This is a genomic window from Streptomyces sp. Mut1, from assembly GCF_030719295.1.
Classification (GTDB): Bacteria; Actinomycetota; Actinomycetes; order Streptomycetales; family Streptomycetaceae; genus Streptomyces; species Streptomyces castrisilvae.
Window position 1 is genome coordinate 5,739,237 of the sequence record NZ_CP120997.1, and the last position, 17,695, is coordinate 5,756,931.

Genomic DNA, 17,695 nt, shown 5'->3' on the forward strand with positions numbered 1-17,695 from the left:
CTTCCGTCATGAACGGAGAAAACGGTGTCGGCGTGGTGGGGCGTAATCCTGCCCCATGGTGGTCGTGAGTGACCGGCGCTCTTCCCCTTCCCGCCGCCACTCGGCGCTGCGTTGCGCCCCCTGCGCGCCGGCTTGAAACCCGCGGCGGTGCGTGGAATTTCAGCACAGTGGCGGATCTCCAACAAGGGCCAGGTACCGGGCTGTGACCTGCGTGACACGTTGTGATGGCCACGTAACAAGCCGTGGAGGCTGTTCAGTGACATTACGGACTATTGGGTGCGAGTCCGGTGGGGGTACGGGGTGTCCCAGTCGCCATGATCAGGAGCGGAATGACTCATTCAGTGGTGCAATGTCCGATTCCGGGACCCAACTCGACCGCCCGTATTGGGGCAATTATCCCGGTGTTCGTGAGCAAACTCACATGATGATCGCCGTCTGTTCGGGGCGCCCGAGGGGAATTGAATGTTTAGCCTGACGCTTTACTGGGACGGCAGAAGCGACAACCGGCGCCCCTCCCGCGGGCGGCGCCCCGAAGACAGGGTCCGTACGGCAGATGAAGACGACGATGACGCTCCGCAACATTGCCAACCCCCGCCGCACCACGCTGGCGCACCTCAAGGACGCCGAGGCGCTGCGGACGACGGAACGGCCGGAGCACGCAGTCGCACTGCCGACCCAGACGGCCAACCCGCGCCGCACCATCCTCATGAAGGCCCCCGCCGCCGCCCCGGTCGCCATCCCCGTCGCCGCGGAGTAACCGGCGCGGGAGCGCCCCTCACGCGCGTTAGCCTGGAGCGTCAGTCTTCAAGCACCAGCAAGCAGTGAGGGGCGACAGCACCCGTGCGCATCGCCAGGTTCTCCATCGACGGCAATGTCGCCTTCGGCGCGGTCGAGGGCGACGGGCCCGACGGTCTCGTCCTCGACATCATCAAGGGCATCCCGTACTCCGAGTTCGAGCTCTCCGGGACCAAGGTCCCGCTGAACAAGGTCCGGCTGCTGCCGCCCGTGCTGCCCAACAAGGTCGTGGCCATCGGCCGCAACTACGCGGAGCACGCCGCCGAACTCGGCAACGAGGTCCCCGACGTCCCCGTCGCCTTCTTCAAGCCCACCACCTCGGTGATCGGCTCCGGCGACGCCATCGAGTACCCCTCCTTCTCCGACGAGGTGCACCACGAGGCCGAACTGGCCGTGGTCATCGGCCGGATGTGCCGCGAAGTGCCGCGCGAGCGGGTCAAGGACGTCATCTTCGGCTACACCTGCGCCAACGACGTCACCGCGCGCGACGCCCAGAAGCGGGAGAAGCAGTGGGCCCGCGCCAAGGGCTTCGACACCTCCTGCCCCCTCGGCCCCTGGGTGGAGACCGACCTCGACCCCAGCGACCTCGCCATCCAGGCCACGGTCAACGGTGAGCAACGCCAGCTCGGCCGGACGAGCGACATGATCCGGACCATCGAGGACCTGGTCGTCCACATCACGGAGGCGATGACGCTGCTCCCGGGCGATGTGATTCTCACCGGCACTCCCGCGGGGGTCGGACCCCTCCACGTCGGCGACGAGGTCGCCGTCACCATCGAAGGCATCGGCACTCTCACCAACAAGGTGATCAAGCGTGGCTAACGCACCTGTACGCGTCCGTTTCTGTCCCTCCCCGACGGGCAACCCCCACGTCGGCCTGGTCCGGACAGCTCTCTTCAACTGGGCGTTCGCCCGGCACCACCAGGGCACCCTGGTCTTCCGCATCGAGGACACCGACGCGGCCCGCGACTCCGAGGAGTCCTACGAGCAGCTCCTCGACGCGATGCGCTGGCTCGGCCTCGACTGGGACGAGGGCCCCGAGGTCGGCGGCCCGCACGCCCCGTACCGCCAGTCGCAGCGCATGGACCTCTACCAGGACGTCGCCGAGAAGCTCCTCGCGGCCGGCCACGCGTACCGCTGCTACTGCACGACCGAGGAGCTGGACGCCCGCCGCGACGCCGCCCGCGCCGCCGGCCGCCCGTCGGGCTACGACGGCCACTGCCGCGAGCTGAGCGACGAGCAGAAGGCCGCGTACGAGGCCGAGGGGCGCGCGTCGATCGTCCGCTTCCGGATGCCCGACGAGGCGATCACCTTCACCGACCTGGTCCGCGGCGACATCACCGTCCAGCCGGAGAACGTCCCGGACTACGGCATCGTCCGCGCCAACGGCGCCCCGCTCTACACGCTGGTCAACCCGGTGGACGACGCGCTGATGGAGATCACCCACGTCCTGCGCGGCGAGGACCTGCTCTCCTCCACCCCGCGCCAGATCGCCCTGTACCGGGCGCTCATCGAGCTGGGCATCGCCAAGGACACCCCGGCCTTCGGCCACCTGCCGTACGTCATGGGCGAGGGCAACAAGAAGCTCTCCAAGCGCGACCCGCAGGCCTCGCTCAACCTCTACCGCGAGCGCGGTTTCCTCCGCGAGGGGCTGCTCAACTACCTCTCGCTGCTCGGCTGGTCGATCGCCGAGGACCGCGACATCTTCGACATCGACGAGATGGTCGCCGCGTTCGACATCAAGGACGTCAACGCGAACCCGGCCCGCTTCGACCTCAAGAAGTGCGAGCACGTCAACGCGGAGCACATCCGCAGGCTGGACGTGAAGACCTTCACCGAGGCGTGCGGCCCCTGGCTGGAGGCCCCGTTCGCACCCTGGGCCCCGGAGGCCTTCGACGCGGACCTCTTCGCGCGGATCGCCCCGCACGCCCAGACCCGGGTCACGGTCCTCTCCGAGATCACCGCCAACGTCGACTTCCTCTTCCTGGACGAGCCGGTGCACGACGAGGCGTCCTGGACGAAGGCGATGAAGGAGGGCTCCGACGCGCTCCTGGTCACCGCCCGCGCCGAGCTGATCGCCGCCGACTGGAACGCCGACGCCCTCAAGGCCGCCGTCCTCGCCGCCGGCGAGCAGCACGGCCTGAAGCTCGGCAAGGCCCAGGCCCCGGTCCGCGTCGCCGTCACCGGCCGCACGATCGGCCTGCCGCTCTTCGAGTCCCTGGAGATCCTGGGCCGCGAAAAGACGATCGCCCGCATCGACGCGGCCCTGTCCAAGCTGACCGCGTAACACCGCCCGCACACACACCGGAGGCCGGGACCCCCTTCACGGGGCCCCGGCCTCCGGCCGTTTCGGCCGCACTGTGCGCGATATTCAGCCTCTTGATGTTGTTTGCCTGCGGAAACTCATATGACGAATAGCATCAGAAGCCATCACCCGTGGGGGTCCGATACGGCAGTGCGGAGGGACAGACTGATGGCACTCCGCGCGTCAGTACACGTATCCGCCGGGCGTCGGAGCGCTGCCGCTCTGGCCCTGGCCCTGCTTCTGGGAGGCTGCATGTCCGACGAAGGCGTGAACGACCCGCTCCCTCGCATGAGCAAAGAGAAGGCCGAGAAATGGGCCAAGCACTGGACCGATTCCATGGTCGGTACGGCGCGCGCCCGCCTCGACCCCAAGACGGCCCGTCCCGCGGCGGATTTCACCAACTGTCTCGGCAGCAACAACGAGACGTCCGGTGACGGCAGGTTCACATTGAGCTACTCGGTGCGGGGGACCCTTCCCCGCGCCGAGCACGCGGCGGCGGTCACGGACATCAAGGAGACCCTCAAGGACAAGGGCTTCGACATCCAGACCTTCGTGGTCGACGAGGACGAGGAGCCGGCGAACGCGGTCGACGCCAAGCACCCCGAGGACCAGCAGTTCGTCTCGGTGGGGTCCGTGGGCGAAGACCTCCTGGTCTTCAGCGTCGTTACTCCCTGTCTTCTGCCGCCAGGCGTCGAGCAGCAGCAGTTCTGACCGACGGCCCCGAGCGGAGCGGTAGCGTGGCCGTATGCCCATCAGAGCCGTCCTCTGGGACATCGACGACACGATCTTCGACCACACGACGGCCTCCGCCACCGGCATGGCCCGGCATCTCGCGGTGGAGGGGCTGCCCGGCGGGTACGCCACGGCGGACGAGGCCGTCGAGGCCTGGCAGCGGGTCACCCGGCTCCACTGGGCGCGGTTCTCGGCGGGGGAGACCGACTGGCCGGGCCAGCGCCGTGACCGGGCCAGGGACTTCCTCGGGCGCTCCATGGACGACGCCGAGGCCGATGCCTGGTTCGAGCGGCACGTCGCCCACTACGAGGCCGCCTGGTCGCTCTTCCCGGACACCGTCCCCGTGCTCGACGTCCTGGCGGGGGTTTACCGGCATGCCGCGCTGTCCAACTCGGCCCTGGAGCCGCAGCACCGCAAGCTGACCGTGCTGGGGGTGCGCGACCGGTTCGAGTCCCTGCTCTGCGCGGCGGAACTGGGGGTCTCCAAGCCGGCCGCCGGGGCCTTCCTCGCCGCCTGTGCGGCGCTGGAGCTGCCGCCGTCCGATGTCGTCTACGTGGGGGACGAACCCGACATCGACGCCGGGGGCGCGACGGCCGCCGGGCTCACCGGGGTCTGGCTGGACCGGGCCGGCCGGGGCGGACGTCCCGAACTGGTCCGGATCACGGCCCTCGACCAGCTTCCCGCCTTGCTCGCGGGCCATACCCGTTTTGGAGCGTCGGACACCTTCGGGTAATGTTCTTCCTGCGCCGCCCGAGCGGGCCGAAAGATCCGGCCGGGAAGCGCAGACAGAAACAAAACCCCCAGGGGTTGCGTTTCAGTGGGCTATGGTGTAATTGGCAACACTACGGTTTCTGGTACCGTCATTCTAGGTTCGAGTCCTGGTAGCCCAGCGCAGTACAGCAAGTTGCAGGAACATGCCCCCGTTGTGTAGCGGCCTAGCACGCTGCCCTCTCACGGCAGTAGCGCCGGTTCGAATCCGGTCGGGGGTACAGATCCTTCCCGCGAGATCATCTGGGTCGCACCCACGCTCTCGATGCAGGATCGCTAGGGCCCCCGTTGTGTAGCGGCCTAGCACGCTGCCCTCTCACGGCAGTAGCGCCGGTTCGAATCCGGTCGGGGGTACTTGCAACACCATGGGCTATGGTGTAATTGGCAACACTACGGTTTCTGGTACCGTCATTCTAGGTTCGAGTCCTGGTAGCCCAGCGCAGTACAAGCAAGTCGTAAGAACATGCCCCCGTTGTGTAGCGGCCTAGCACGCTGCCCTCTCACGGCAGTAGCGCCGGTTCGAATCCGGTCGGGGGTACCACAGAGCAGCAGGCGAGAGGCCCCTCACTCCGGTGAGGGGCCTCTCGCGTGTACGCGAGGGGCCGGCCCGCTCAGTACCCGTACCGCCGGGCCGACTCCTCCGCCTGGGCCAGCCGGTGCAGGGACATCAGCAGCGGCTCGTACAGCACCGCGGAGGCCACCGCCATCTCCATCTGTTGCGACGTGGTCGGGTGAGTCTCCATCAGATCCAGGTCCTGCACGGCCACTTGGTACATCAGCCGGGCGTGCTCCTCCAGATACGCGCTCTCGTACGGGTAGCCGAGGCGTGCGAGCGTGGCCAGGCCCGCGACGAGCGAGCGGTGGACGGGAGAGAGTTCGCCGATCTCCCGCGCGTGGGTCCACCCCAACCGGTCCAGCAGGGCGTCGACTTCCGCGCGGGCCGCCGCCGTCTCCGGGGCCTCCTCGTCCGGCTCCGGGCCGTGCGGAAGCTCCCAGAGCGCCGCGCCCAGCCGGATCGTCAGGCCCAGGGACTCGTCATCGACATGGCCCAGCACCTCGCGGGCCGTGGCCACGGGCAGACGGCCGACCTGGAGCAGTGCCCGCACCAGCCGCAGCCGGCGCAGATGGCTCTCGCCGTACTCGGCCTGCGTCGCGCTGACCCGCTCGCCCGGCGGCAACAGCCCCTCGCGCAGGTAGTACTTGATCGTCGCGGTCGCGATACCGCTCCGCTCGCTGAGTTCCGAGAGTCGCATGTGTGCCTTCCCTTGCGCCCACCCTTGGGCAGTGTCACTATCCAATCATTGGATAGTGGAACTCTCCAACAACTCCAGGGGGTGCGCGTGTTCACGAAACTCATGCCGGGACGGACGACCGCCGCGGCCGAGGGGGACGTCGTCGTCCTGCTCATCGGGATGCGGATCAACCACTTCAGGGGCTTGCACCACTGGCTCCCGGTCATGCTGGCGATGACGCGCATGCTGCGGGAGCTGAGGGCGGAGAGGTCCAGGGGCCTGCTCGGCCACGTCCTGCTGACCGCCTCGCCGAGGACGTACTACGTCGTCCAGTACTGGGAGTCGAAGGAGAAGCTGTACGCGTACGCCGCGGCGCCCGACATGTTCCACCGCAGGGCGTGGGCGATGCTCAACCGCAAGGAGAAGAAGTCCCGGCAGCACGTGGGGCTGTGGCACGAGACCTACATCGTGCCGGAGGGCGGCTACGAGTCCATCTACGCCGACATGCCGGCGTTCGGACTGGCCGCGGCGACCGGGTCGCTGCCGATCGAGGGGCGGGGCCGCAGCGCGGCGCACCGTCTCGCGCACCGATCGGGCGTGAAGTGACGCGGTGAGGGAGTGAGAAGGGGGCCGCCACGACGCTGGGGCGGCCAAGGGGGAGCGGGAGGCGCGGCCGGGACTCAGCCGGTGCGGCGCAGCGCCTCGCTCAGCCGTGCGGCCGAGTCGATGACGGCCTGGGCGTGCATCCGGCCCGGGTGCCGGGTCAGGCGCTCGATCGGCCCGGAGACCGAGACGGCGGCGACCACCCGGTTCGAGGGGCCGCGCACGGGGGCCGAGACCGAGGCCACGCCCGGCTCGCGCTCGCCGATCGACTGGGCCCAGCCGCGCCGCCGTACGCCGGAGAGCGCCGTCGCCGTGAAGCGGGCGCCCTGGAGGCCGCGGTGCAGGCGCTCCGGCTCCTCCCAGGCCATCAGGATCTGCGCGGACGAGCCCGCCTTCATGGTGAGCGTGGAGCCGACCGGCACGGTGTCCCGCAGACCGGACAGCCGCTCCGCCGCCGCCACGCAGATGCGCATGTCGCCCTGCCGGCGGTAGAGCTGCGCGCTCTCGCCGGTGATGTCCCGCAGATGCGTGAGCACCGGTCCGGCCGTGGCCAGCAGGCGGTCCTCGCCCGCCGCCGCCGCCAGCTCGGAGAGCCGGGGGCCGAGAATGAACCGGCCCTGCATGTCCCTCGCCACCATCCGGTGGTGTTCCAGTGCCACGGCCAGCCGGTGGGCCGTGGGTCGTGCGAGCCCTGTCGCCGCGACCAGGCCGGCGAGGGTGGCCGGCCCGGACTCCAGGGCGCTCAATACCAGAGCTGCCTTGTCGAGAACGCCGACGCCGCTAGAGTTGTCCATACGACGATACTCGCGTCTCACTCTGTGAAACGCAAGTTCAATTTTCCGGGGAAGTTGCGAACCTGTACCGGCGGCCCCACAACGGCCCGTAGCCACCGCCCCGCACGGGGGTCCGGACGGCGGCGCACCGAATCTCTAGTTGGGCCGGCGACGACGCCGGCCGGAGGGAAAGCGATGGGTAGGACACTCGCGGAGAAGGTCTGGGACGACCACGTCATCCCCAAGGTCCCGACTGCGCTCGACCAGGGGAGCCCCCACGGGCACGCGGCGGGCGAGCCCGACCTCCTCTTCATCGATCTGCACCTGCTGCACGAGGTGACCAGCCCGCAGGCCTTCGACGGTCTGCGGCAGGCCGGACGCCCGGTGCGGCGCCTCGACCTCACCATCGCCACCGAGGACCACAACACCCCGACCCTCGACATCGACAAGCCGATCGCCGACCCGGTCTCCCGGGCCCAGCTGGAGACGCTGCGCAAGAACTGCGCGGAGTTCGGTGTCCGGCTGCACCCGCTGGGCGACGTCGAGCAGGGCGTCGTGCACGTGGTCGGTCCGCAGCTGGGCCTGACCCAGCCCGGCACCACCGTCGTCTGCGGCGACTCCCACACCTCCACGCACGGCGCGTTCGGCGCCCTCGCGTTCGGCATCGGCACCAGCCAGGTCGAGCACGTGCTGGCCACCCAGACGCTGCCGATGGCCCGCCCGAGGACGATGGCGATCACCGTCGACGGCGAGCTGCCTGACGACGTCACCGCCAAGGACCTCATCCTCGCGATCATCACCCGGATCGGCACCGGCGGCGGCCAGGGCTACATCCTGGAATACCGCGGTTCCGCCATCGAGAAGCTCTCGATGGAGGCCCGGATGACTATTTGCAACATGTCGATCGAGGCCGGCGCGCGGGCGGGCATGATCGCCCCCGACGAGACCACCTTCGAGTACCTCCGGGGCCGCGACCACGCCCCGCAGGGCGAGGACTGGGACGCGGCCGTCGCGTACTGGAAGACGCTGCGCACCGACGACGACGCCGTCTTCGACGCCGAGGTGGTCATCGAGGCCGCCGAGCTGGCGCCGTTCGTCACCTGGGGCACCAACCCCGGCCAGGGCGCGCCCCTGTCGGCCAACGTCCCCGATCCCGCTTCGTACGAAGACGCCTCGGAGCGCAACGCCGCCGAAAAGGCGCTGGAGTACATGGGGTTGACCGCTGGCCAGCCGCTGCGCGAGATCGGTGTGGACACCGTCTTCGTAGGCTCCTGCACCAACGGCCGCATCGAGGACCTGCGCAATGCCGCCGCGATCCTGGACGGCCGCAAAGTCGCCGACGGCGTACGGATGCTGGTGGTCCCGGGCTCCGTCCGGGTCGCCCTCCAGGCCGTGGACGAGGGCCTGGACAAGGTCTTCACCGCCGCCGGCGCCGAATGGCGGCACGCGGGCTGCTCGATGTGCCTCGGCATGAACCCCGACCAGCTGGCCCCCGGCGAGCGCTCCGCCTCCACCTCGAACCGCAACTTCGAGGGCCGGCAGGGCAAGGGCGGCCGTACCCACCTGGTCTCCCCGCAGGTCGCCGCCGCCACCGCCGTACTGGGCCATCTGGCCTCGCCGGCCGACCTGTCCGACGCCCGTACGCCTGCCGGAGTCCGATAACCATGGAAGCTTTCACCGCACACACCGGCCGGGCCGTCCCGCTGCGCCGCAGCAACGTCGACACCGACCAGATCATCCCCGCCCACTGGCTGAAGAAGGTCACCCGGGACGGTTTCGAGGACGGTCTCTTCGAGGCCTGGCGCAAGGACGAGAACTTCGTCCTCAACCGCCCGGAGCGCAAGGGCGCGTCGGTCCTGGTGGCCGGCCCCGACTTCGGCACCGGCTCCTCCCGCGAGCACGCGGTCTGGGCCCTGCAGAACTACGGTTTCAAGACCGTCGTCTCCGCCAGGTTCGCCGACATCTTCCGCGGCAACTCGCTGAAGAACGGTCTGCTGACCGTGGTTCTGGACCAGCAGGTGGTCGACGCGCTCTGGGAGCTGACGGAGGCCGACCCGAACGCCGAAGTCACCGTCGACCTGGAGGCCCGCCAGGTCCGCGCGGAGGGCATCACCGCCGACTTCGAGCTGGACGAGAACGCCCGCTGGCGTCTGCTGAACGGGCTGGACGACATCAGCCTCACCCTTCAGAACGAGGCCGACATCGCGACTTACGAGGCGTCCAGGCCGGCTCACAAGCCCCGCACAATTCAGGCCTGATCAGCACGTTTTCAGGCCGATCAGCGAGTTTTCCCGACTGCGCCCCCTGCCTTCTGGTAGGGGGCGCAGTCGTTTGTTGGGACCCCGTCGGGCGACAACTCGCCCCAGATGGCACAATCGGTGCATGGAACGCGACAGCCAACTCAAGCTTTACGGCCAAGTCGCCGACCAATTGAAGGAAGCGCACTCCCGGGTGCGCTCGCTGCAAGTCCCGGACGGCGTAAGGATGGCGCTGAACCGGAAGCTGTTGGTCGTCACGGCCGCGGCAAAGCACGATCTCCCGGGCGCGGCAAGGCGTCTGGACCGGTTGATGAAGGACCTCGACGAGGGCCGATTCCCCGAAGGTGACTGACTCCGCAGAACTGCGCAGCGGTCGACTTCGTTGCGGCACTAGGGTGATTAGCCCGTTTCGTGTTTGATTTGCGGTATATATCTGCCTAACGTGCGAAAAAGCCTGAACACATTCGTTCCGGCAATGTCTCCGAAGGGGAAGACGTGAACAAGGCGCAGCTCGTAGAAGCGATTGCCGACAAGGTCGGCGGCCGTCAGCAGGCCGCGGACGCCGTCGACGCGGTGCTCGACGCGATCGTCCGTGCGGTCGTCGCGGGGGACCGGGTCTCGGTCACCGGCTTCGGCTCGTTCGAGAAGGTCGACCGCCCCGCCCGCTACGCCCGCAACCCTCAGACGGGTGAGCGCGTGCGGGTCAAGAAGACCTCGGTGCCCCGCTTCCGCGCGGGCCAGGGCTTCAAGGACCTGGTGAGCGGCTCCAAGAAGCTCCCCAAGAACGACGTGGCCGTGAAGAAGGCCCCCAAGGGCAGCCTCTCGGGCGGTTCTTCCACCCGTACGACGGCCAAGGCCGCCGCCAAGAAGGCCACCGCGAAGAAGGCCGTGGCGAAGAAGGCCACCGCCAAGAAGGCGACCCCGGCGAAGAAGACCACGGCCGCCGCCAAGAAGACGTCGGCGAAGAAGACGTCACCGGCGAAGAAGACGACGACGGCCGCGAAGAAGGCCACCCCCGCGGCGGCGAAGTCGACGGCGGCCAAGAAGACCACCGCCGCCAAGACCGCGCCCGCCAAGAAGACCACGGCGAAGAAGGCGCCCGCGAAGAAGACCACCGCGCGCAAGACCACGGCCAAGAAGGCCACCGCGCGCAAGAAGTGAGACCGGGCCGCACAGGGCTCTGACACGCGCCGGGCCGGGCTCCCCTCGGGGAGCCCGGCCCGCGGGCTGTCCGGGGGCATCCACCCCGCACGGACCTCAGAACGTCTGCAACGTCACCAGGGTGATCCGCAGCCCGGCCCCCTCGCCCTCGCCCTCGATCCGCACCCGCTGACCCGGACGCAGCAGCCGCAGACCGCCGGCGTCGAAGGCCGGCGCGTCGAAGTCCACCGGGGTGCCGTCGTCGAGCAGCACACTGCCGGTCCGGGTCACGGGGTCGTACGTGTACGAGGTCGCCTGCATGGGCGCCAGACTATCGCTCCCGCGCGAGGGCCCCGGCTGCCCAGCGCCCCGCCGTGAACGGGCCGACGCCCAGGGCCAGCGCCAGCCGCAGATCCTCGCCGGTGTCCACGTCCCGGCGCACCGAATCGATGTCCGGCAGCGTGATTTCCACCGCGCCCGACGCCAGGTGGCGGGACCGCGACGGGCCGCCGAAAGCGGGCCGCAATTCCACTCCCGGGCCGGCCGACAGAAATGTCGTTCCGATTCCCGCCGCATCGGGAACAAATGCGCGGGGAAAAGCGGCGGAGAATTCGAGCACCCGGGAGAATTCCGCCGGGCGCAGCGCGGGCAGGTCCGCGTTGAGCGCGGCGAGCGGCGCACCGGGCCTGGCCGCCCGGACCACGCGTTCACCGTGCGCGAGGGCCGCGTTGAGCCCCGCGGCCGGGGTGTCGGGCACGATCCGGGCGCCCAGCGCCGCCAGCGCTGCCCCCGCCGCCGTGTCGTCCGTGACGACCACCACATCGGCCACGGCAGGACAGGAGAGCGCCGCGGCCACCGTGTCACGGGCGAAGGCGAGAGCCAGCCGGGGCCGCAACAGGGCGCCCGAGGCAGGCACCAGCCTGCTCTTGGCCCGCGCCAGGGGTTTCAGCGGGACGACCAGGGACCAGCGGCCGGCCGGGTCGGTGTTCGTGGCGGTCTCTCCCTCGATGCGCATCGCCGTCTATTCTCGCCTGCCGGTGCGCCGACCCGGAGGGGCGTTCCCGAAGGTGAGGCGTACGGTGTTCTCGACAGAGCAGGGGCCTGGGGCGAGACTTGACCGTCGGTAGTCACACAGCGATCAGCTCCACAGTCAGGTCCATTAACAGGAAGGTGTCCGAGTGTCCCGCCACAGAATCGGCTTCTGGTACCGCCTGGCGGCGGTCATCGCGAAACCGCCGCTGGTGGTGCTGTTCAAGCGCGAATGGCGGGGAATGGAACACATTCCGGCCGATGGCGGATTCATCACCGCGGTCAACCACAACTCGTACCTGGACCCGCTTTCGTACGGGCACTTCCAGTACAACACCGGCCGGGTGCCCCGGTTCCTGGCCAAGGCCGGGCTGTTCAGGGCCCCCTTCGTCGGCATGATGCTGCGCGGCACCGGACAGATCCCCGTCTACCGCGAGACGACCAACGCGCTGGACGCCTTCCGGGCCGCCGTCGGCGCCATCGAGCGCGGCGAGTGCGTCAGCTTCTACCCCGAGGGCACCCTCACCCGTGACCCCGACATGTGGCCGATGGCCGGCAAGACCGGCGCCGCCCGCGTCGCGTTGATGACCCGGGCCCCCGTCATCCCCGTCGCGCAGTGGGGCGCCAACGAGGCCATGCCGCCCTACGCCACGGAGAAGAAGGTCCGCCTGCTGCCCCGCAAGACCCTCAGGGTCCAGGCGGGCCCGCCCGTCGACCTCTCCCGGTTCTACGACAAGGAGCCGACACCCGAGGTGCTGCGCGAGGCCACCGAGGCCATCATGCGGGCGATCACCGCCCAGCTCCAGGAGGTCCGCGGGCAGCAGGCACCCGACGAGCCCTACGATCACCGCAAGGCCCGTGCCGAACAGCGGCGCAAGGCCCAAGGAGAGGGACTCACGTGACACACCCCGCGAAGGCCGCCGTCTTCGGGACCGGCTCATGGGGTACGGCCTTCGCCATCGTCCTCGCCGACGCCGGCTGCGACGTCACCCTCTGGGGCCGCCGGGCCGAGGTCGCCGAGACGGTCAACGCGACCCGTACCAACCCCGGCTACCTGCCGGGCATCGAACTGCCCGCGTCCGTCCGGGCCACCACCGACGCGGCCGAGGCGCTGCGCGGCGCCGACTACGCCGTCCTCGTCGTGCCCTCCCAGACGCTCCGCGACAACCTCGCCGACTGGGCCCCGCACCTGGAGCCGCAGACGGTCCTGGTCTCGCTGATGAAGGGCGTCGAACTCGGCACCGCCAAGCGGATGAGCGAGGTCATCGCGGACGTCACCGAGGTGTCCGCCGACCGCGTCGCCGTCATCACCGGCCCCAACCTCGCCAAGGAGATCGCCGAACGCCGCCCCGCCGCGGCCGTCGTCGCCTGCCGGGACGAGGCCGTCGCCCGCCGCCTCCAGGCCGCCTGCCACACCCCGTACTTCCGCCCGTACACCAGCACCGACGTGGTCGGCTGCGAGCTCGGCGGTGCCGTCAAGAACGTCATCGGGCTCGCCGTCGGCATCGCCGACGGCATGGGGCTCGGCGACAACGCCAAGGGTTCGCTCATCACCCGCGGCCTCGCCGAGACGATCCGGCTCGGGGCGGCCATGGGCGCCGACCCGCTGACCTTCTCCGGACTCGCCGGCCTCGGCGACCTGGTGGCCACCTGCTCCTCGCCGCTCTCGCGCAACCACACCTTCGGCACCAACCTCGGCCGCGGCATGACGCTCCAGGAGACCATCGCCGTCACCAAGCAGACCGCCGAGGGCGTCAAGTCCTGCCAATCGGTGCTGGACCTGGCCCGCAGGCACGGCGTCGAGATGCCGCTGACCGAGACGGTCGTCGGCATCGTCCACGAAGGCAAGCCGCCGATGGTCGCGCTCAAGGAGCTCATGTCGCGCAGCGCCAAGGCCGAGCGGCACTGACCCCCGGGCGGCCCCTGCCGCGCTGACGCGACCCGTACCAGCAGGTACGCTCATCGCGATATGAGCAGCGAGAACCTCCCCCAGAGCACGGAGCACCAGCTCCGCAAGCCGCGTGTGGCCGTCGTGTTCGGCGGCCGCAGCTCCGAACACGGCATTTCGGTGGTCACGGCCGGTGCCGTCCTGAACGCCATCGACCGGACCAAGTACGACGTCCTGCCGATCGGCATCACGACGGACGGCCGCTGGGCGCTCACCGCCGACGAACCCGAACGCATGGCGATCGCGGACCGGAAGATGCCCGACGTGGCGCAGCTGGCCGAGTCCGACGAGGGCGGCGTCGTGCTCTCCGTCGACCCCGGCAGCCGCGAAGTGGTCTACAGCGAGCCCGGCTCGGTCCCCAAGGCGCTCGGCGAGGTCGACGTCGTCTTCCCCGTCCTGCACGGCCCCTACGGTGAGGACGGCACCCTCCAGGGCCTCCTGGAACTGTCCGGCGTGCCGTACGTGGGCGCGGGCGTCCTCGCCTCGGCCGTCGGCCAGGACAAGGAGTACATGAAGCGCGTCTTCACCTCCTTCGGCCTGCCCGTCGGCCCGTACGTGGTCGTGCGCCCCCGCGAGTGGGACAACGACCCGGCCGGCGCCCGCGAGCGCATCACGGAGTTCGCCGCCGAGCACGGCTGGCCGCTCTTCATCAAGCCCGCCCGCGCCGGCTCGTCCATCGGCATCACCAAGGTCGAGGACGTCTCCCAGCTGGACGAGGCGATCGAGGAGGCCCGCCGTCACGACCCCAAGTTCCTCGTGGAGTCACTGCTGCGGGGCCGTGAGATCGAGTGCGGCGTCCTGGAGTTCGAGGACGGGCCGCGCGCCAGCGTGCCGGCCGAGATCCCGCCCGTCACCTCGCACGACTTCTACGACTTCGAGGCCAAGTACATCGACTCGGCGTCCGGGATCGTGCCCGCGCCGCTCACCGGCGAGCAGACCGCCGAGGTCCAGCGGCTCGCGGTCGAGGCCTTCGAGGCCGCGTCCTGCGAGGGCCTGGTGCGCGCCGACTTCTTCCTCACCGAGGACGGCGGCTTCGTCATCAACGAGATCAACACCCTGCCGGGTTTCACCCCGATCTCGATGTACCCGCGCATGTGGCAGGAGAGCGGCGTCAGCTACCAGCAGCTGGTGGACCGGCTCATCCAGGCGGCACTGGACCGGCCGACCGGACTGCGCTGAGGCACCCCGCACGGTACGGCGAAGGGCGTGCGCTCTCCCCCACGGGAAGCGCACGCCCTCAGAGCCGGTTCGGGACCGTCTTCTTCACCGCCGGGGCCAGAGCCGCGAGCGGGGTCGTGTCATGCGCGTACGCCTTCGAGAAGGTCACTTCGACGTACGCCTTGCGCAAGGTGGTCGTCAGCCGGGGCCCGTCGTCCTCACGCTGTTCCAGCATCCAGTTGACGCCGTCCGCAGTGATCCCCTTCGACTGGTCGTCGTCCATCTCGGCGGGGCGCGGCACCCCGCAGCGCAGTACGATCGCCCCGTCCCCCCACCCGGCGGTCAGTTCCGAACCGGGACCGGGGTCCTCGCGCTCCAGACCGGCGACGGTATCCGGCAGTTCCTTGTCCAGCGCACGGCAGTAGGCTGCGGCTTCCGGCGACGGACTGGGTACCGCGACCGATGCCGAGGCGTCGCCCGGGGAGCAGCCCGCCGCGGCCATCAGCAGCAGGGCGGCGGACGGACCGAGGAGCATGGGGTGGGGGAGCCGGCGGCTGGATGACGTCACCGGCCCAGCGTAGACGGGGGCTACAGGTGAACGACCGGGCAGGTCAGGGTTCTGGTGATGCCCTCCACTTGCTGGACCCGGGCCACCACGATGCGCCCGAGTTCATCGACCGTGTCCGCCTGGGCGCGCACGATCACGTCGTAGGGGCCGGTGACATCTTCTGCCTTGGTCACTCCCGGGATCTTGGAGATGGTCTGGGCGACGGTCGACGCCTTGCCCACCTCGGTCTGAATAAGGATGTACGCCTGTACCACGGAACCTCCAGGGCGGCCACGAGGATCATGTGGGGGAAAGGGACGCCACGTTATCGCGTCGTCGCGGGCCGCGGGGAGACCTGCGGGCCGGATGACGCCCCAGCGTGGCGTACAGAACGCACAAGTTGACGTATCTCTTGACAGTACCGACAGCAGTGACGGCACGCGACCGCGACTGGGGCGGCGCGGGCGGGGGACAGACCGGGCGAGCGCCCGGTACGAAAATGAGAGGTGAGACTCGGTGAAGGCAACCGTGGGCGAGTTGGGGGAGTTCGGGCTCATCAGAGAGCTCACGTCCCGGCTCACCACCACTCCGGCGGTCCGGCTCGGGCCGGGCGACGACGCCGCGGTCGTGACCGCCCCCGACCGCAGGGTCGTGGCCAGCACGGACATCCTGCTGGAGGGACGGCACTTCCGGCGCGACTGGTCGACGGCGTACGACGTGGGCCGCAAGGCCGCCGCGCAGAACCTCGCCGACATCGCAGCCATGGGCGCCGTGCCCACCGCGCTGCTCCTCGGCCTCGTCGTCCCCGCCGAACTCCCGGTCACCTGGGCCGCGGAGCTGATGGACGGCCTGCGCGACGAGTGCCAGGTCGCGGGGGCGGCCGTGGTCGGCGGTGACGTGGTGCGCGGCGACACCATCACCGTCGCGATCACCGCGCTCGGCGACCTGCGCAACCACGAACCCGTCACCAGGGCGGGCGCCCAGCCCGGCGACGTCGTGGCCGTCACCGGCTGGCTCGGCTGGTCCGCCGCCGGGTACGCCGTGCTCTCCCGCGGCTTCCGCTCGCCCCGCGCCTTCGTCGAGGCCCACCGCCGCCCCGAACCGCCGTACCACGCGGGCCCCGCGGCCGCCGGGCTCGGCGCCACCGCGATGACCGACGTCAGCGACGGGCTCGTCGCCGACCTCGGGCACATCGCCGAGGCCAGCAAGGTCCGCATCGACCTGCGCTCCGGGCACATCGACATCCCCTCGCAGATGGCGGACATCGGGCAGGCCGTGGGCGTCGACCCGCTCCAGTGGGTGCTGACCGGCGGCGAGGACCACGCGATCGTCGCGACCTTCCCGCCCGACGTGAAGCTGCCGGCCCGCTGGAAGGTGATCGGCGAGGTCCTCAACCCCTCGGCGCTACCCCAGGTGACGGTCGACGGGGCGCCCTGGACCAGCAAGAACGGCTGGGACCACTTCGGCGACATCGAGGACGCCCCGTAGATTGCGGCGTATGCCGATAACCCCCTCCGTACCTCCCCGCGTGCTCACCGTCGCCGGATCCGACTCCGGCGGCGGTGCGGGCATCCAGGCCGACCTCAAGACGATGCTGGCCCTCGGCACGCACGGAATGAGCGTGCTGACCGCCGTCACCGCCCAGAACTCCCTGGGCGTCCAGGGCGCCTGGGAGCTGCCCGCCGAAGCCGTGCGCGCCCAGTACCGCAGCGTCGTGGACGACATCGGGGTCGACGCGGTCAAGACCGGCATGCTGTCGTCCGCGCACCTGGTCGAGACCGTCGCCGAACTCCTCGCCGGGACCGACGCCCCGGCCGTCGTGGACCCGGTCGGTGTCTCCAAGCACGGCGACCCGCTGCTGGCCGCCGAAGCCCTCGACTCGGTCCGTACGAAGCTGCTGCCCGTCGCGACCGTGGCGACCCCGAACCTCGACGAAGTGGCCCAGCTCACGGGCATCACCGTCACCGACGAGCCCGGGATGCGCCGGGCCGCCGCCGCCCTGCTCGGATTCGGGCCCCGCTGGGTCGTGGTCAAGGGCGGCCACCTGCCCGGCGAACCCGTCGACCTGCTGACCGACGGCGCCGAGGAACACTGGCTGCGCGCCCCCCGCCACGACAACCGCCACACCCACGGCACCGGCTGCACCCTCGCCTCCGCGATCGCGAGCCACCTGGCGCGCGGTGCCGACGTGCCGACGGCCGTACGGGCCGCCAAGGCGTACGTCACCGGGGCGATCGAGGCGGGCTTCCCGCTCGGCGCCGGCATCGGCCCGGTCGGCCACGGCTGGCGGCTGCGCGACGCGGACTGACCGCCCGCCCCGCCGGGGCGCGGGCGCCCTCCGCGCGGGCACGGCAAAAAGCCGGTCCATCGAGATGGACCGGCTTTTTGGGCAACCGGTAGGGCTGCG

General features: G+C 70.2%; 21 protein-coding genes and 5 tRNA genes. 20 read left to right on the plus strand and 6 right to left on the minus strand.

The annotated features are described in order from the left end of the window. Positions 1 to 553: 553 nt before the first annotated feature. The 10 genes from P8A18_RS25040 (at position 554) to P8A18_RS25085 (ending at position 5,141) form a co-directional block, all read left to right on the plus strand. A complete protein-coding gene (locus P8A18_RS25040; RefSeq protein ID WP_306057844.1) occupies positions 554 to 757 on the plus strand; it encodes a hypothetical protein in 204 nt (67 codons plus the stop codon). Positions 758 to 840: 83 nt separating this feature from the next. Continuing rightward, positions 841 to 1,617, plus strand: coding sequence for a fumarylacetoacetate hydrolase family protein (locus tag P8A18_RS25045; RefSeq protein ID WP_306057846.1), 777 nt, complete (start codon positions 841 to 843; stop codon positions 1,615 to 1,617). Beyond that, positions 1,610 to 3,082, plus strand: a complete 1,473-nt coding sequence (gltX, locus tag P8A18_RS25050) for a glutamate--tRNA ligase (protein WP_306057847.1) — start codon at positions 1,610 to 1,612, stop codon at positions 3,080 to 3,082. The genes P8A18_RS25045 and gltX overlap by 8 nt, the downstream gene beginning before the upstream one ends. 306 nt (positions 3,083 to 3,388) lie before the next feature. Further along, positions 3,389 to 3,811, plus strand: a complete 423-nt coding sequence (locus P8A18_RS25055; protein WP_306057849.1) for a hypothetical protein — start codon at positions 3,389 to 3,391, stop codon at positions 3,809 to 3,811. Between the two features lie 34 nt (positions 3,812 to 3,845). Further along, positions 3,846 to 4,565 carry an HAD family hydrolase gene (locus tag P8A18_RS25060; protein WP_306057851.1) on the plus strand — a complete coding sequence of 240 codons (720 nt, stop codon included), beginning with the start codon at positions 3,846 to 3,848 and terminating at the stop codon, positions 4,563 to 4,565. A gap of 85 nt (positions 4,566 to 4,650) precedes the next feature. Continuing rightward, positions 4,651 to 4,722, plus strand: a tRNA-Gln gene (locus tag P8A18_RS25065). A gap of 26 nt (positions 4,723 to 4,748) precedes the next feature. Continuing rightward, positions 4,749 to 4,821 (plus strand) — tRNA-Glu (locus tag P8A18_RS25070). Positions 4,822 to 4,881: 60 nt separating this feature from the next. After that, positions 4,882 to 4,954, plus strand: a tRNA-Glu gene (locus P8A18_RS25075). 12 nt (positions 4,955 to 4,966) lie between these two features. After that, positions 4,967 to 5,038 (plus strand) — tRNA-Gln (locus P8A18_RS25080). A gap of 27 nt (positions 5,039 to 5,065) precedes the next feature. Next, positions 5,066 to 5,141 (plus strand) — tRNA-Glu (locus P8A18_RS25085). Between the two features lie 70 nt (positions 5,142 to 5,211). Here P8A18_RS25085 and P8A18_RS25090 read toward each other — a convergent pair. Then, positions 5,212 to 5,853 (minus strand): MerR family transcriptional regulator, encoded by a 642-nt coding sequence (locus P8A18_RS25090; protein ID WP_306057852.1) that lies wholly within the window; start codon positions 5,851 to 5,853, stop codon positions 5,212 to 5,214. Between the two features lie 102 nt (positions 5,854 to 5,955). On the opposite strand from P8A18_RS25090, the gene P8A18_RS25095 reads away from it, so the two are divergent. Continuing rightward, entirely contained in the window at positions 5,956 to 6,438 is a 483-nt protein-coding gene (locus P8A18_RS25095; RefSeq protein ID WP_371933790.1) for a DUF4188 domain-containing protein, read from the plus strand. Between the two features lie 74 nt (positions 6,439 to 6,512). Here P8A18_RS25095 and ndgR read toward each other — a convergent pair whose 3' ends face one another. Continuing rightward, on the minus strand, positions 6,513 to 7,229 hold the full coding sequence (gene ndgR / locus P8A18_RS25100) for an IclR family transcriptional regulator NdgR (RefSeq protein ID WP_003966003.1): 717 nt from the start codon (positions 7,227 to 7,229) through the stop codon (positions 6,513 to 6,515). A gap of 174 nt (positions 7,230 to 7,403) precedes the next feature. Between ndgR and leuC the strand changes: the two genes are divergently transcribed. The 4 genes from leuC to P8A18_RS25120 all read left to right on the plus strand — a co-directional run bounded on the left by leuC (position 7,404) and on the right by P8A18_RS25120 (position 10,627). Further along, the gene (gene leuC, locus P8A18_RS25105) at positions 7,404 to 8,870 is read left to right on the plus strand and encodes a 3-isopropylmalate dehydratase large subunit (protein ID WP_306057858.1); all 1,467 of its coding nucleotides are present in this window, start codon (positions 7,404 to 7,406) and stop codon (positions 8,868 to 8,870) included. A 2-nt stretch (positions 8,871 to 8,872) separates the two neighbouring features. After that, complete coding sequence (gene leuD / locus P8A18_RS25110) at positions 8,873 to 9,466, plus strand: 3-isopropylmalate dehydratase small subunit (protein WP_306057860.1); 594 nt, start codon at positions 8,873 to 8,875, stop codon at positions 9,464 to 9,466. Between the two features lie 124 nt (positions 9,467 to 9,590). Next, entirely contained in the window at positions 9,591 to 9,818 is a 228-nt protein-coding gene (locus tag P8A18_RS25115; RefSeq protein ID WP_026249635.1) for an SCO5555 family protein, read from the plus strand. 143 nt (positions 9,819 to 9,961) lie between these two features. Further along, positions 9,962 to 10,627 (plus strand): HU family DNA-binding protein, encoded by a 666-nt coding sequence (locus P8A18_RS25120; RefSeq protein ID WP_306057862.1) that lies wholly within the window; start codon positions 9,962 to 9,964, stop codon positions 10,625 to 10,627. Between the two features lie 96 nt (positions 10,628 to 10,723). Here P8A18_RS25120 and P8A18_RS25125 read toward each other — a convergent pair whose 3' ends face one another. Together P8A18_RS25125 and cofC are read right to left on the minus strand one after the other, a co-directional pair. Continuing rightward, a complete protein-coding gene (locus tag P8A18_RS25125; RefSeq protein WP_018551731.1) occupies positions 10,724 to 10,927 on the minus strand; it encodes a hypothetical protein in 204 nt (67 codons plus the stop codon). Between the two features lie 10 nt (positions 10,928 to 10,937). After that, a complete protein-coding gene (gene cofC, locus P8A18_RS25130) occupies positions 10,938 to 11,621 on the minus strand; it encodes a 2-phospho-L-lactate guanylyltransferase (protein ID WP_306057865.1) in 684 nt (227 codons plus the stop codon). Positions 11,622 to 11,784: 163 nt separating this feature from the next. Between cofC and P8A18_RS25135 the strand changes: the two genes are divergently transcribed. Genes P8A18_RS25135 through P8A18_RS25145 form a run of 3 tightly spaced genes read left to right on the plus strand, consistent with a single transcriptional unit; the run spans position 11,785 to position 14,762 of the window. Continuing rightward, positions 11,785 to 12,537 (plus strand): lysophospholipid acyltransferase family protein, encoded by a 753-nt coding sequence (locus P8A18_RS25135; protein WP_306057867.1) that lies wholly within the window; start codon positions 11,785 to 11,787, stop codon positions 12,535 to 12,537. Beyond that, complete coding sequence (locus P8A18_RS25140) at positions 12,534 to 13,544, plus strand: NAD(P)H-dependent glycerol-3-phosphate dehydrogenase (RefSeq protein WP_306057869.1); 1,011 nt, start codon at positions 12,534 to 12,536, stop codon at positions 13,542 to 13,544. Before P8A18_RS25135 ends, P8A18_RS25140 begins: the two co-directional genes overlap by 4 nt. A gap of 60 nt (positions 13,545 to 13,604) precedes the next feature. Beyond that, the gene (locus P8A18_RS25145; protein ID WP_306057871.1) at positions 13,605 to 14,762 is read left to right on the plus strand and encodes a D-alanine--D-alanine ligase family protein; all 1,158 of its coding nucleotides are present in this window, start codon (positions 13,605 to 13,607) and stop codon (positions 14,760 to 14,762) included. A 58-nt stretch (positions 14,763 to 14,820) separates the two neighbouring features. Here P8A18_RS25145 and P8A18_RS25150 read toward each other — a convergent pair whose 3' ends face one another. Together P8A18_RS25150 and P8A18_RS25155 are read right to left on the minus strand one after the other, a co-directional pair. Then, on the minus strand, positions 14,821 to 15,276 hold the full coding sequence (locus tag P8A18_RS25150; RefSeq protein WP_306061141.1) for a DUF3515 domain-containing protein: 456 nt from the start codon (positions 15,274 to 15,276) through the stop codon (positions 14,821 to 14,823). Positions 15,277 to 15,329: 53 nt separating this feature from the next. After that, the gene (locus P8A18_RS25155) at positions 15,330 to 15,563 is read right to left on the minus strand and encodes an Lrp/AsnC family transcriptional regulator (RefSeq protein WP_018551737.1); all 234 of its coding nucleotides are present in this window, start codon (positions 15,561 to 15,563) and stop codon (positions 15,330 to 15,332) included. A gap of 241 nt (positions 15,564 to 15,804) precedes the next feature. Between P8A18_RS25155 and P8A18_RS25160 the strand changes: the two genes are divergently transcribed. Together P8A18_RS25160 and thiD are read left to right on the plus strand one after the other, a co-directional pair. Continuing rightward, on the plus strand, positions 15,805 to 16,776 hold the full coding sequence (locus P8A18_RS25160; RefSeq protein WP_026249636.1) for a thiamine-phosphate kinase: 972 nt from the start codon (positions 15,805 to 15,807) through the stop codon (positions 16,774 to 16,776). 10 nt (positions 16,777 to 16,786) lie between these two features. Further along, positions 16,787 to 17,596 carry a bifunctional hydroxymethylpyrimidine kinase/phosphomethylpyrimidine kinase gene (gene thiD / locus P8A18_RS25165; protein WP_306057875.1) on the plus strand — a complete coding sequence of 270 codons (810 nt, stop codon included), beginning with the start codon at positions 16,787 to 16,789 and terminating at the stop codon, positions 17,594 to 17,596. Positions 17,597 to 17,695 lie beyond the last annotated feature (99 nt).

Bases quoted from the DNA above. Each gene is read 5' to 3' on its own strand.
- P8A18_RS25040 (WP_306057844.1), top strand. From the start codon at position 554: ATGAAGACGACGATGACGCTCCGCAACATTGCCAACCCCCGCCGCACC.
- P8A18_RS25055 (WP_306057849.1), top strand. From the start codon at position 3,389: ATGAGCAAAGAGAAGGCCGAGAAATGGGCCAAGCACTGGACCGATTCC.
- P8A18_RS25060 (WP_306057851.1), top strand. From the start codon at position 3,846: ATGCCCATCAGAGCCGTCCTCTGGGACATCGACGACACGATCTTCGAC.
- P8A18_RS25090 (WP_306057852.1), bottom strand. From the start codon at position 5,853: ATGCGACTCTCGGAACTCAGCGAGCGGAGCGGTATCGCGACCGCGACG.
- P8A18_RS25095 (WP_371933790.1), top strand. From the start codon at position 5,956: ATGCCGGGACGGACGACCGCCGCGGCCGAGGGGGACGTCGTCGTCCTG.
- ndgR (WP_003966003.1), bottom strand. From the start codon at position 7,229: ATGGACAACTCTAGCGGCGTCGGCGTTCTCGACAAGGCAGCTCTGGTA.
- leuC (WP_306057858.1), top strand. From the start codon at position 7,404: ATGGGTAGGACACTCGCGGAGAAGGTCTGGGACGACCACGTCATCCCC.
- leuD (WP_306057860.1), top strand. From the start codon at position 8,873: ATGGAAGCTTTCACCGCACACACCGGCCGGGCCGTCCCGCTGCGCCGC.
- P8A18_RS25115 (WP_026249635.1), top strand. From the start codon at position 9,591: ATGGAACGCGACAGCCAACTCAAGCTTTACGGCCAAGTCGCCGACCAA.
- P8A18_RS25125 (WP_018551731.1), bottom strand. From the start codon at position 10,927: ATGCAGGCGACCTCGTACACGTACGACCCCGTGACCCGGACCGGCAGT.
- cofC (WP_306057865.1), bottom strand. From the start codon at position 11,621: ATGCGCATCGAGGGAGAGACCGCCACGAACACCGACCCGGCCGGCCGC.
- P8A18_RS25145 (WP_306057871.1), top strand. From the start codon at position 13,605: ATGAGCAGCGAGAACCTCCCCCAGAGCACGGAGCACCAGCTCCGCAAG.
- P8A18_RS25150 (WP_306061141.1), bottom strand. From the start codon at position 15,276: ATGCTCCTCGGTCCGTCCGCCGCCCTGCTGCTGATGGCCGCGGCGGGC.
- thiD (WP_306057875.1), top strand. From the start codon at position 16,787: ATGCCGATAACCCCCTCCGTACCTCCCCGCGTGCTCACCGTCGCCGGA.